This is a genomic window from Citrobacter sp. Cpo221 (assembly GCF_030332345.1).
Taxonomy (GTDB): domain Bacteria; phylum Pseudomonadota; class Gammaproteobacteria; order Enterobacterales; family Enterobacteriaceae; genus Citrobacter; species Citrobacter portucalensis.
In genome coordinates this window covers 220,579-233,668 of the sequence record NZ_JAOWIA010000033.1, presented here as the reverse complement: position 1 = coordinate 233,668, position 13,090 = coordinate 220,579, and the positions used below count along the sequence as shown (strand labels likewise).

Here is a 13,090-nt window from a genome sequence, read left to right as displayed (position 1 = left end):
TATATTGCCCCGCCACTGCGGGGCTTTTTTTAGCCCCTCACCGACGCAACCTTACGCAACCGAAAGCCAAACACATTGATATACAACCCAGCCATGATCAGTAGCGCACCGAGCAGTTGCAATCCGGTCAGCGTTTCATCCAGCAGCACAACCGCACTCGCCAGTCCAACGACCGGCACCAACAGCGACAGCGGCGCTACACGCCAGGTCTCATAGCGTCCGAGTAACGAACCCCAGATACCATAACCCACGATGGTCGCCACAAACGCCAGATAAACCAGTGACAGAATGGTGGTCATATCTATCGCCACCAGACTTTGGGTAATTTGCGCTGGACCATCGAGAATTAATGAAGCAAGGAAGAACGGAGCAATAGGGATTAACGCGCTCCATACCACCAACGACATAACGGCCGGGCGCGAGGTATGCTGCATGATTTTTTTGTTAAAGATATTGCCACAGGCCCAGCTTAGCGCCGCCGCCAACGTCAGCATAAAACCGAGCATGCCAACATGCTGCCCGTTCAGACTGGCCTCAATCAGCACCAGCACGCCAAATACCGCCAGCGCAATGCCTACCAGCTGTTTACCCTGCAGACGTTCGCCAAAGGCGAATGCCCCCAGAATGATGGTGAAAAACGCCTGAGCCTGTAATACCAGAGAAGCTAACCCGGCAGGCATACCGAATTTGATAGCGCTAAAGAGAAACGCAAACTGCCCAAAACTGATGGTCAGCCCATAGCCGAGCAACAGCGAAAGTGGGATTTTCGGCCTGGCAACAAAGAGTATTGCCGGGAACGCCACCAGTAAAAAACGCAGCCCTGCCAGCATTAAAGGGGGCATATTATGCAGCCCCACTTTGATGACCACAAAGTTCAGTCCCCAAACCACAACGACCAGTAACGCCAATAACCCGTCTTTACGCGACATACCACCGCCCCTGCAAATATTAAATTTTTGTAAACAAGTTAAAGTAACGGAAATCGTTGTGCCGTAACAGATCATTATTTCAGGTAGGCCACGCAAGGCATTTTCGGACAACTTATTGAGTGTACATCACAGTTTTAGCATGCTATTTGTTTCTTATATCTAAAAAAAACATAACAACATGCATTGTCGGGCAGGAAAATGAATATCTCTCTGAGAAGGTCCACTCTCGCGTTACTCGCGTCATCTTTGTTATTAACAATTGGCCGTGGCGCCACTCTGCCATTCATGACGATTTACCTCAGTCGTCAGTATGGCCTGGGTGTCGATCTGATCGGTTATGCAATGACAGTAGCACTGACTATTGGCGTCGTTTTCAGTCTTGGATTCGGCATCCTGGCCGATAAATTTGAAAAAAAACGCTTTATGCTGCTGGCAATTTGTGGCTTTGCGTCCGGCTTTATTGCGATCCCACTGGTGCATAACGTGGTGGTCGTGGTTTTGCTCTTTGCTCTGATCAACTGTACCTACTCCGTCTTCGCCACGGTGCTGAAGGCCTGGTTTGCCGATAATCTGTCTGCTACCAACAAGACTAAAATTTTCTCGCTTAACTATACCGTGCTGAATATTGGCTGGACCGTTGGTCCACCGCTGGGCACGCTGCTGGTGATGCAAAGCATTAACCTGCCATTCTGGCTGGCTGCCGCCTGTTCAGCATTGCCACTGGTGTTTATCCAGACCTGGGTAAAACGTTCAACAGCACCATCAGAAGGTTTAAACGCCGCGGTGTGGTCCCCTTCGGTACTCCTGCGCGACCGGGCATTATTCTGGTTTACGTTATCGGCCTTTCTGGCATCGTTTGTTGGCGGTGCTTTTGCGTCCTGTATTTCGCAATACGTTATGGTGGTCGCCGATGGCGATTTTGCCGAGAAAGTCGTGGCGGTGGTCCTGCCCGTGAACGCCGCCATCGTAGTATCACTGCAATACGCACTTGGTCGCAGGCTCACCGCCACGAATATCCGCCCGTTAATGACAATGGGTACAGTCTTCTTTGTCGTTGGCCTGATCGGTTTCGCCTTTTCCGGCAACAGTCTGTTGTTATGGGGAATTTCTGCTGCCTTTTTCACTATCGGCGAAGTCATTTACGCGCCGGGCGAATATATGCTTATCGACAACATCGCGCCAGCAGGCATGAAAGCCAGCTATTTTTCCGCCCAGTCGTTGGGCTGGCTTGGCGCAGCGGTTAACCCATTAGTCAGCGGCGTCATTTTAACCACATTGCCGCCATGGTCGCTGTTTGTCGCGCTGATAGTGGCGATCGTTCTTGCCTGGACGCTCATGATAAAAGGCATGCGCGCCAAGCCCTGGGGGCAGACGGCAGTCTGCTGATGAGTATAGCGACAGAGCCGAAACCGCTCTGTCGCATACCTCAGATAGCAACCAGTCCCCGTACGCCCTCGGCCTCCATATTTTTACCGTCGCCGCGTTGAATAATGCTGCCCCGCGACATCAGCAGGTATTTGTCGGCTAGCTGCTGCGCAAAATCATAGAACTGCTCCACCAGCAAAATGGCCATATCACCCCGGTGCGCCAGTTGAGAAATAACCTGACTAATCTCTTTAATTACCGAAGGCTGAATCCCTTCGGTGGGCTCATCGAGGATCAACAGCTGTGGGCGACTTGCCAGCGCTCGCCCAATCGCCAGTTGCTGCTGTTGCCCGCCGGACAAATCTCCGCCTCGCCGATGCTTCATCTCCTGTAAAACCGGAAAGAGCGCGTAAATATCATCTGGCACATGCCGGGCCTCCGGTGCTGAAAAACGGGAAAGACCGAGCAGCAGATTCTCTTCTACCGTCAAACGCGGAAAAATATCACGCCCCTGTGGGACATACGCCACACCGGCCCTGACCCGCTGATGCGGCTTCCAGTGAGTGACATTTTTATCCTGCCAGAGCACGCTTCCGCTACGGGCCGGAATAATCCCCATCAGACACTTTAGTAGTGTTGTTTTCCCCACGCCGTTACGCCCCAGCAGGCATGTCACCTCGCCGATACGCGCTTCAAAGCTCACCCCGCGCAGAATATGGCTGCCACCATAATATTGATTCAGTTCTTTCACCTGCAGCATATGAACTCCTTAACGCCCGAGATAGACTTCAATAACCTGCTCGTTGGCCTGCACATCGCGAAGGCTCCCCTGAGCGAGGACACGTCCCTGATGTAATACTGTGACGCGATCGGCAATAGTTTCAACAAATCCCATATCGTGCTCAACAACCATCAGAGAGTGCTTACCGGCAAGCTGGCGAAACAGCTCCGCCGTGTATTCCGTTTCCGCATCCGTCATCCCCGCCGCGGGTTCATCCAGTAGCAGTAAATGCGGCTCCTGCACCAGCAGCATGCCAATTTCGAGAAACTGTTTTTGCCCATGCGAAAGCAGTCCGGCGCGGCGGGTCCGCTCATTACCCAGCCGCAACAGCGCCAGTACTTCATCAATATGATCCCGTTGTTCGCCTGAGAGTCGTGCCCGTAGAGAACCCCAGACAGATTTATCATTTTTCAGCGCCAACTCCAGGTTCTCCTCCACCGTTAATGCTTCAAATACCGTGGGCTTCTGAAATTTCCGTCCAATCCCCTGACGCGCGATGGCGATGGGATCCAGCGTTGTTAAATCGGTCGACTGGTCGTATATCGCACGACCACTTTGCGGTCTGGTTTTACCGGTTATGACATCCATTAACGTCGTCTTCCCGGCGCCGTTGGGGCCAATAATACAGCGCAGTTCCCCGACGCCAATATTGAGCGAGAGATCCGTTAACGCCTGGAATCCGTCGAAATTAACGTTAATTTTTTCCAGTTGGAGTACCGGGTCCGTTTGTTCGCGAAACCGATCGCCCGGCATCTGGCGTGTAAAAAGTCCTTCATCCGGCTGCATTATTTGTCTCCTTTGCGAAACAGGCCAATCACACCACTAGGTAAAAAAAGCGTAACGCCAATAAAGATCAGGCCAAGAAACAGCTGCCAGTATTCCGGCATAATGACGGTAAACAGGCTTTTAGCACCGTTCACCAGTACTGCGCCAAATACCGGGCCGATCAGGGTTCCACGTCCGCCCAGAGCAACCCAAATCGCCGCTTCAATCGAGTTAGTCGGCGACATTTCGCTGGGGTTGATAATCCCTACCTGCGGGACATAAAGCGCCCCGGCCAGGCCGCACAGTACAGCTGAAAGCGTCCACACCAGTAACTTGAAACCTTTCGGATCGTAACCACAGAACATCAGACGGTTCTCGGCATCGCGCACGGCGGTCAGAATACGACCAAACTTACTGCGGGCCAGCGCAAGTCCCAGCCATATTGCCAGCACCAGCAGCATAACCGTCGCCAGAAACAGCGCGATCCTGGTGGACGTCGCGGTCACCGGAAATCCCAGAATGGTGGTAAAACCGGTAAAGCCGTTATTTCCACCAAAGCCGGTTTCATTGCGGAAAAACAGCAACATTCCGGCGAAAGTCAGGGCCTGGGTCATGATGGAGAAATAGACACCTTTGATTTTTGAACGGAAGGCAAACCAACCAAATACCAGCGCCAGCAGGCCCGGCACCAGAACAACCAGCAGCATCGCCCAGAGAAAATGTTGCGTCCCCCACCAAAACCAGGGCAGCTCGCTCCACGACAGGAATGACATAAAGGCCGGTAATCCTTCGCCGGAAGCCTGCCGCATCAGGTACATTCCCATCGCATAGCCCCCCAGCGCGAAGAAGATACCGTGTCCCAGCGAGAGCATTCCGGCATAGCCCCACACCAGATCCAGCGCAACGGCCACAATGGCATAGCAGAGAATTTTCCCGGCCAGCGTCAACGTCCACACCGATATGGCCAGCGGATGCTCCGCAGGTAACAGCGCAAGAAACGGCAGAATAATCAACGCCAGCAGTAAGCCCAGACCCAGCACGCGTGTTGCACGCGGCGCTTTACGCGCCAGCGTTATTGTCATTGGCATCGTCATCAGTCAATAACCCTCCCTTTCAGCGCGAACAGTCCCTGAGGTCGTTTCTGAATAAACAGAATGATCAGCACCAGGATCATGATTTTGCCGAGAACCGCCCCCACCTGAGGCTCCAGAATTTTATTGAAGATCCCCAGCCCAAATGCCGCAGCCACGCTCCCGGCAAGCTGTCCAACGCCGCCCAGTACCACCACCAAAAACGAATCGATAATGTAGCTTTGCCCCAGCTCCGGTCCTACGTTACCTAGTTGCGAGAGCGCCACGCCTCCCAGACCGGCAATTCCTGAACCAAGGCCAAAGGCCAGCATATCGACTCGTCCGGTGGGTACGCCGCAGCAGGCCGCCATATTGCGATTTTGCGTCACGGCACGCACGCGCAGCCCGAGGCGCGTTTTATTCAACAGCAGCCAAGTGAAGAACAGCACCAGCATGGCAAAGCCAAGCACCACTATTCGGTTCCATGGCAATATCAGATTGGCATAAACCTGAATACCGCCGGAAAGCCATGCCGGATTGGCGACTTCCAGGTTTTGTGCGCCAAAGGTCATACGCACCAACTGGATGAGCATCAGGCTGATCCCCCAGGTCGCCAGCAGCGTTTCGAGCGGGCGGCCGTATAAATGGCGTATCACCCCACGCTCCAGCAGCATTCCTGTTGCCGCAGTCAGCAAAAAGGCGACCGGAAGTGCAATAACCGGATACCAGGCTAACCCGTGCGGGAAAAACTGCCCCATCAACTGTTGCACCATCCAGGTACAGTACGCCCCGAGCATTAACATCTCGCCATGCGCCATATTGATTACGCCGAGCAATCCATAGGTTATCGCCAGACCCAATGCCGCCAGCAGCAAAATAGAACCCAGTGACAGTCCCATGAAAGCCTGCCCTAGAAGATCCCCAACCTTCATGCGATGCGAGATGGAATTCAGACTTTCGTCAGCGGCAGCACGCACTCGGGCATCGGGTTCATGTTCAGCCCGGGTGAATGGCTGCAGGCGCGCCTGAGTTTCAGGATCATTTGACGCCCCTAATAGTTCGATTGCCTGAAGCCTGACCTCCGGCGAGGTGCTACTCAGTTGCAGATTTGCCAGTGCAATAGCGAGTGCGGATTTCACATCACCATCTGACTCCTGAGCCAGTCGTTGTTGTAAAAACGGCAGCATGCCCGGCTGCGCCTCACGCTGTAATGTACGAGCTGCCTCTCCCCTTACCGTGACGCTGTCACTTAAAAGCTGATGGACAGCCAACGCTCCGGCTACCAAATTACGCAGGCGGTTAGTCAGGCGAGTTTTTTTTAGCTCGCCGTTTGGGGCTGTCGCTGTGCCTAACGGCTGTACGTGCGAGCCGTTCATGATGAAGGCATTTTTCGTGTTATCGGTCAGCAGGTTCTCATCTCGCAGCGCGCTGAGCAGCGGGATGCGCTGAACGTCGGGATTCACCGCCCATTGTTCAAGCAAGGCGGCCTGCTGAGCACGGTTGGCGGCGGTAAAGGAATCAGCATCTGCGGCCTGGGCTATCCACGGCAAAAACCACATCAGCAACAACACACCACGAATCAAGCGCATAGCTTTCATGAGCGTTCTCCAAAGCATTACCCTCCCGCAGGAGGGCGTTAGATCAGTTGCTGGCGGTTTTCACAGGCTGTTCAGATTTTTTATCATTACCAGCGATGTACGGACTCCACGGCTGGGCGCGGACCGGCTCATCGGTTTGCCACACCACGTTAAACTGGCCGTTGCCTTCAATCTCGCCAATCATGACGGGTTTATGCAGGTGATGGTTGGTCGCATCCATGGTCAGGGTAAAACCTGATGGTGCAGCGAAGGATTGCCCCGCCATAGCAGCACGAACTTTATCCACATCGGTAGTTCCGGCTTTTTCTACCGCCTGCGCCCACATGTGCAGGCCAACATATGTGGCTTCCATTGGGTCGTTCGTCACCACCGAATCAGCATTCGGTAATTTGTGCGCTTTGGCATACGCCCGGTAATCCGCGACAAACTTCTTGTTGGCCGCATTATCGACAGACTCAAAGTAGTTCCAGGCGGCAAGGTTACCCACCAGCGGTTTGGTATCAATACCGCGTAGCTCCTCCTCGCCCACGGAAAAAGCCACCACCGGCACATCGGTGGCTTTCAGCCCCTGATTCGCTAACTCTTTATAGAACGGTACGTTAGAATCCCCATTGATGGTTGATACCACCGCCGTTTTTCCCCCTGCGGCGAATTTTTTAATACTGGCGACAATGGTCTGGTAATCGCTGTGTCCGAATGGGGTGTACACCTCTTCGATGTCTTTATCGGCGACCCCTTTTGAGTGCAAAAAGGCGCGTAAAATTTTGTTGGTCGTGCGCGGATAAACATAATCCGTGCCCAGCAGGAAGAAGCGTTTCGCGCTACCGCCATCCTCACTCATCAGATACTCAACCGCAGGGATCGCCTGCTGGTTGGGGGCTGCGCCGGTATAGAAGACGTTAGGCGACATCTCCTCACCTTCATATTGCACCGGGTAAAACAGCAGACCATTCAACTCTTCAAATACCGGTAAAACTGATTTACGCGAAACCGATGTCCAGCAGCCGAAAACTGCCGCCACCTTGTCCTGACTCAGCAGTTGTCTTGCTTTTTCAGCAAATAACGGCCAGTTCGAGGCCGGGTCAACCACCACCGGTTCCAGCTTTTTACCCAACACACCGCCCTGAGCATTTATTTCATCGATGGTCATCAACGCCACATCTTTTAGCGGCGTTTCGGATATGGCCATCGTGCCGGATAACGAATGCATGATGCCAACCTTAATGGTGTCGGCTGCCTGAACGCTAAAACTCACGCCCATTGCAACAACAGAGGCAGAAAGTGCAAAAGCTTTTAAAAATGTACGACGCTGCATAGTTTCACTCCTGAAATTAGACTTGCTGAAAGCTCCGGTGCAGCCGGGCAGACAAAACGGTGCAAATTAAGGGTGTTCAGAAGTGATAAGGCAAAAACGATGCCAGATATTAAAACCTCATATAAAATCAATAAATTAGCATCCCGCACACAAAAATCAGTATTACATTTTCCCGCCAAAAGGATTAATCACACGAAAAAATGAACCACCATGAGACAACTCTGCATTATAAACGTGCAACAATCTGTGTCAGCATCACACCGTCATAACAGCGTCTCAGGGTTTAAAAACAAGGTTATTTGTGCGCAGATAAATGTGTCTCGTCACTATTATTTATTTTATTCGACGTGATCATGTCAAAAATTTACTTTTCAGTCGAAATAATCACACAGTTCAGCCTTTGTTTAAGATTGAATTGCTACTATAGTCATAAGCGAGGTGAACTTAAGGTAAGAGAGGAAACTCACAGATAAAGGAGCATTTACTATGCTGGGTAATATGAATATTTTTATGGCTGTTCTGGGAATTATTTTATTTTCCGGTTTTCTGGCCGCGTATTTTAGCCACAGATGGGATGATTGATGAACGGAGATAGTCCTGCACCGACCCGGCCCCTTGTTGCGTAGCTGCACAAGGGGCCATTTTTTTACCTGAATCGCGCTCGCTGTGCCTTTATCCTGATTTACAGATAAAAAAAACCGCCGGATATACCAGCGGTAAATGCTTGCATGGATAGATTTGTGTTTTGCTTTTATACGCTATCTGGCAATTCCCTGCGAAGATAACGGATAGTCAGCTAACCTATCATCGACAACCCCAATGAAAGTTAAACGAAACGCAACTACCTCAAAACGTTTTTCGAAAACTCACGCACTGAGGGGATACGAGGTTCCGTCATTGGTGTCCACCAACGCGATCCGCTCATTTTCATCCATAAACATGCAGCGATTCCTGCCAGTCTGTTTCCCCTGATACATCGCCCTGTCGGCCCGACCAAGCGCGGTATCCAGCGTTTCACCCTGTTGAACCCGGGTTATGCCTGCCGTCACCGTGATACCGATCTCTCCATCAGCGTAGGGAATTTTTTTCTGACCAATCAGACGACAAAGTCGCAAACCCGCCAGGCATGCCTGCTCGTCCGTTTTTGTTCTGATGATGATAATGAACTCTTCTCCACCGTAGCGGTACGCCGCCTCATCATATCGCGTCCATGACAATAAATTTGATGCCAGAGCGCGCAATACCACGTCACCGACCAGATGACCGTATGTATCGTTAACGTATTTAAAACGATCGATATCCAACAACAATATATAGAGATTAAGCGGTTCGGCGTCGAGCAACTGCCGATCAAAAGACTCATCGAGCATTCTTCTGCCAGGTAAACCTGTTAATACATCGATATTACTGCGGATACTCAATAAATATATTTTGTAGTCCATTACAGATGAGGTAAATGCCAGAAGCGCGTCCTGGAAACTGTCGAAATGCCATGAATGGCTACGTTTCTCCACTATAGCCAATAGCAACTCCTTGCCTAATAAATGCATCTTTTCGTGAGTGGCACTTATCTTGCTCACGTAACTACAATCATCCTCATTGTACCGCGATTGATTATTAAGCCACAGTCCAAATCGACAAACAAAATGCGAGTTTTCACCCATAATATCAGGCTGTGTTACATCTGAAGACACCACGCAGCGGAACATCTTTACCAGCCATTTGTAGTGGGCATCAATGGAGTTGTTCAACTCAATCAAAATTGTATCTATTTCCTTCGTATTTCTCATCATCACGTTCTCTCTCCCTGTTCGAGCGTTTCTGATGGAATTATCTTAACGATAAAAAAGAAAATTTATGTAAATTTTTTAATAGTAATTAATAAGCCGCGATTAACAATAGCATTGCGCTATGCCACTGGTCGCGGCATAGCGTACATCACTCAGTTCATACCAGACTCAAATTGAACACGGCCATTGAGCCTTTTATTTTCGCGGATAGATAAAAACCGCTAAGAAAGCTGATGTGTATGCTTTAAGCTTTTTATAGCTATCTTTTTCCGATTAGAGACCTAAATTGCAAGGTTATTTCTTAGGTAATATAAAAACCGAGCGTTACACCCGGTTGGGAATGCACGAAACGATAGTGAGCAGTAGGCCGGATAAGGCGTTTACGCCGCCATCCGGCAATCTGTTACAAGCAGCCGGATGGCGCTTCGCTTATCCGGCCTACAGCGTAATTCCCTTTTCAGCACAATGATGAATTTATCGGCGTCATTATGTTTAGCTAAGCTGAATTGAGGACTTTCCCCCTCTGAACAAACCTTACGCGCTCAAACCACGATGTTCCAGCATCGGCTCCATTCGGGGATCGCGCCCGCTCCACTGGTGATAGAGTTCAGCTAAATCAGTACTGTTACCGCGGGACAAAATAGCTTCACGGAACTTTTGCCCGTTTTCACGAGTTAATCCGCCCTGCTCTACAAACCACTGATAGCCATCATCGGCCAGCATTTGCGTCCACAAATAGGCGTAATAACCTGCGGCATAACCGCCGCCGAAGATATGGGCAAAATAGCTGCTACGATAACGAGGCGGCACAGCCTTGAGTTCCAAACCTTCTGCTGCCAGCGCCTGCTGTTCAAATTGATCAACCGAAAGAGATAACGCGCTATTTTCCAGACTGTGCCAACGCATATCCAGCAATGCGGCACTGAGCAGTTCGGTCATGTCGTAACCTTTGTTAAACAGGCTGGTCCGCTGCATCTTATCCCGCAACGCCTGCGGCATTTGCTCCCCGGTATCAACATGACGAGCAAAACGAGCAAAGACCTGCGGATGACTCGCCCAGTGTTCGTTGATCTGTGAAGGAAACTCAACAAAATCCCGCGGAGTATTGGTTCCTGAAAGTGTGGCATAACGCTGAGTGGCAAACAGGCCGTGCAACGTGTGCCCAAACTCATGAAATAACGTAATAACATCATCCCACAATAACAATGCAGGCTGACCCTTTGTCGGTTTTTGATAATTACACACGTTATAAATAACCGGCCGGGTTTCATTGAGTTGCGATTGCTCAACAAAATTGCCCATCCAGGCACCACCGCTTTTCGATTCCCGGGCAAAGAAATCGCCGTAAAATAACGCCAGCCCTACGCCATCGTGATCGAATATTTCCCATACCCGAACATCCGGGTGATAAACAGGAATGTCGAACCGTTCTATAAATTTTATGCCAAAGAGTTGATTAGCTGTCCAGAAAACGCCCTCGTTCAGCACCGTATCAAGGGCAAAGTAAGGTTTGAGCTGCGCCTCATCAAGAGCATATTTCTCACGACGAACCTGCTCGGCATAAAATGCCCAGTCCCAGGCCTCGACGTTAAATTGCCCCTGTTCGTGATTGATAACATTCTGGATTTCGGCCTGTTCATCCAATGCCCTGGCTCGCGCAGCAGGAACAATCGCCCGCATGAAATTCAGTGCCGCCTCCGGTGTTTTTGCCATCTGATCGGCAATTTTCCATGCAGCGTAATTGGCAAAACCGAGTAGTTTCGCCTGCTGCATCCGGATCTCGACCAGTCGCTGAATAATCGCCCGAGTATCGTTAGCGTCATTGTTTTCTGCTCTCGTCCATGCGCGGTTGAACAGATTCTCACGGGTCTGGCGATCGCGTAACGCCGCAAGCGCCGGTTGCTGAGTCGTATTCAATAGCGGGATAACCCAACGCGCTTCAAGCCCTTTCTCCTTTGCAGCTTCGGCGGCAACAGCAATTTCCTCTGCGCTAAGTCCGTCCAGGTAACGTGCATCATCCACCACCAGAGCACCGGACTTGTTCGCCGCCAGCAGCCGTTGATTAAACTGGCTGGTCAACGTGGCGGACTCTGTATTGAGCGCTTTAAGGTTTGCTTTATCGACCTCATTCAGACGCGCGCCGGCTAATACAAAACGCTGGTGGATGACCTCCAGCAAGCGTGATGATTCGCTATCCAGCCCCAGTGAACCTCGCTGTTGCCAGACCGCTTCAACGCGCGAAAAAAGCGCGCCATTGAGATAAATATCATTGGCAAGGCTCGCCAGTTCCGCGGAAAATTCTTCGTCAAGGCGCTGTAGTTCATCGTTGGTGTGTGCCGCCGTCATCGCGAAGAAAATGCTGGTTACACGTGTGAGCAGCGTGCCGCTTTGTTCAAGCGCCAGCAACGTATTGGCAAAATCAGGGGCCTGCGGGTTTTGCACAATCGCCTCGATCTCTGCACGTTTTTGCCGCACGCCTTCATCGAACGCTGGGCGATAGTGCTGCACCTCTATCTGATCAAACTGCGGGGCCTGATACGGCAATGTGCTGTGGTGTAAAAAGGGATTCGTTAACGACATCTTCCACTCCTGAAAACGATTTGTTTACCAGAGTAGACTTCCCGGGAATCAACCGCAATCGCGTTACGCAGGAATAGCTCTGAACGGAAATGACGTGCTATGGTAGTACGACATAAAAAGCGTTGAGGAACAGTGAGATGATCGTTTTAGTAACCGGAGCAACCGCAGGTTTTGGTGAGTGCATTACGCGTCGTTTTATTGAGAATGGGCATAAAGTTATTGCCACCGGACGCCGCCAGGAGCGCCTGCAGGAACTGAAAGAGGAATTGGGTGACCGCCTCTATACCGCGCAACTGGACGTACGTAATCGTGCATCGATTGAAGAGATGATGGACGCCTTACCCGCAGAATGGCGCAATATTGATGTTCTGGTCAACAACGCAGGTCTGGCGCTGGGCCTTGAGCCTGCTCACAAGGCCAGCATTGAAGACTGGGAGAATATGATCGACACCAACAACAAGGGGCTGGTTTATATGACCCGTGCCGTTCTGCCTGGTATGGTTGAACGCAACCGCGGTCATATTATCAATATCGGTTCTACCGCGGGCAGTTGGCCATACGCTGGCGGTAACGTCTACGGTGCGACTAAAGCGTTTGTTCGCCAGTTTAGCCTGAATTTACGTACTGATTTACACGGCACTGCAATTCGCGTTACCGACATCGAGCCGGGTCTGGTTGGCGGTACGGAATTCTCTAATGTCCGTTTCAAAGGTGATGACGCCAAAGCTGAAAAAGCCTACGAAAATACCACGGCGCTGACTCCGCAAGATGTTACAGAAGCGGTATGGTGGGTGGCTTCTTTACCGGCTCATGTCAATATCAACACCCTTGAAATGATGCCTGTCACACAGTCTTTTGCCGGGCTGAGTATTCATCGGGGCTAATTTCTCTACCCGG

At 51.1% G+C, this 13,090-nt stretch carries 11 protein-coding genes; 3 read left to right on the top strand and 8 right to left on the bottom strand.

All coding sequences use genetic code 11. The features are described 5' to 3' along the window. Positions 1 to 29: 29 nt before the first annotated feature. Positions 30 to 929, bottom strand: coding sequence for an O-acetylserine/cysteine exporter (eamA, locus tag OGY72_RS05640; protein ID WP_126957165.1), 900 nt, complete (start codon positions 927 to 929; stop codon positions 30 to 32). A gap of 198 nt (positions 930 to 1,127) precedes the next feature. Between eamA and ydeE the strand changes: the two genes are divergently transcribed. Beyond that, positions 1,128 to 2,315, top strand: coding sequence for an efflux MFS transporter YdeE (ydeE, locus tag OGY72_RS05635; protein WP_286547303.1), 1,188 nt, complete (start codon positions 1,128 to 1,130; stop codon positions 2,313 to 2,315). A 40-nt stretch (positions 2,316 to 2,355) separates the two neighbouring features. Here ydeE and urtE read toward each other — a convergent pair whose 3' ends face one another. From urtE to urtA, 5 genes are read right to left on the bottom strand one after another with little or no spacing between them, the layout of a single operon-like run. After that, positions 2,356 to 3,054 carry an urea ABC transporter ATP-binding subunit UrtE gene (gene urtE, locus OGY72_RS05630; protein ID WP_003832931.1) on the bottom strand — a complete coding sequence of 233 codons (699 nt, stop codon included), beginning with the start codon at positions 3,052 to 3,054 and terminating at the stop codon, positions 2,356 to 2,358. 9 nt (positions 3,055 to 3,063) lie between these two features. Further along, positions 3,064 to 3,861, bottom strand: coding sequence for an urea ABC transporter ATP-binding protein UrtD (gene urtD, locus OGY72_RS05625; RefSeq protein WP_063941582.1), 798 nt, complete (start codon positions 3,859 to 3,861; stop codon positions 3,064 to 3,066). Then, a complete protein-coding gene (gene urtC, locus OGY72_RS05620) occupies positions 3,861 to 4,934 on the bottom strand; it encodes an urea ABC transporter permease subunit UrtC (protein ID WP_003832929.1) in 1,074 nt (357 codons plus the stop codon). Before urtC ends, urtD begins: the two co-directional genes overlap by 1 nt. Beyond that, entirely contained in the window at positions 4,934 to 6,508 is a 1,575-nt protein-coding gene (gene urtB / locus OGY72_RS05615) for an urea ABC transporter permease subunit UrtB (RefSeq protein ID WP_286547301.1), read from the bottom strand. The genes urtC and urtB overlap by 1 nt, the downstream gene beginning before the upstream one ends. A 43-nt stretch (positions 6,509 to 6,551) precedes the next feature. Further along, a complete protein-coding gene (gene urtA, locus OGY72_RS05610; RefSeq protein ID WP_003832925.1) occupies positions 6,552 to 7,823 on the bottom strand; it encodes an urea ABC transporter substrate-binding protein in 1,272 nt (423 codons plus the stop codon). Positions 7,824 to 8,309: 486 nt separating this feature from the next. On the opposite strand from urtA, the gene mgtS reads away from it, so the two are divergent. Continuing rightward, the gene (gene mgtS, locus OGY72_RS05605) at positions 8,310 to 8,405 is read left to right on the top strand and encodes a protein MgtS (RefSeq protein ID WP_003032406.1); all 96 of its coding nucleotides are present in this window, start codon (positions 8,310 to 8,312) and stop codon (positions 8,403 to 8,405) included. Between the two features lie 284 nt (positions 8,406 to 8,689). Here mgtS and OGY72_RS05600 read toward each other — a convergent pair whose 3' ends face one another. Together OGY72_RS05600 and dcp are read right to left on the bottom strand one after the other, a co-directional pair. Next, positions 8,690 to 9,616, bottom strand: a complete 927-nt coding sequence (locus OGY72_RS05600) for a diguanylate cyclase (RefSeq protein ID WP_286547299.1) — start codon at positions 9,614 to 9,616, stop codon at positions 8,690 to 8,692. A 531-nt stretch (positions 9,617 to 10,147) separates the two neighbouring features. After that, positions 10,148 to 12,193 (bottom strand): peptidyl-dipeptidase Dcp, encoded by a 2,046-nt coding sequence (gene dcp / locus OGY72_RS05595; protein ID WP_286547297.1) that lies wholly within the window; start codon positions 12,191 to 12,193, stop codon positions 10,148 to 10,150. A gap of 137 nt (positions 12,194 to 12,330) precedes the next feature. Between dcp and ydfG the strand changes: the two genes are divergently transcribed. Beyond that, positions 12,331 to 13,077 carry a bifunctional NADP-dependent 3-hydroxy acid dehydrogenase/3-hydroxypropionate dehydrogenase YdfG gene (gene ydfG / locus OGY72_RS05590; protein WP_032943401.1) on the top strand — a complete coding sequence of 249 codons (747 nt, stop codon included), beginning with the start codon at positions 12,331 to 12,333 and terminating at the stop codon, positions 13,075 to 13,077. Positions 13,078 to 13,090 lie beyond the last annotated feature (13 nt).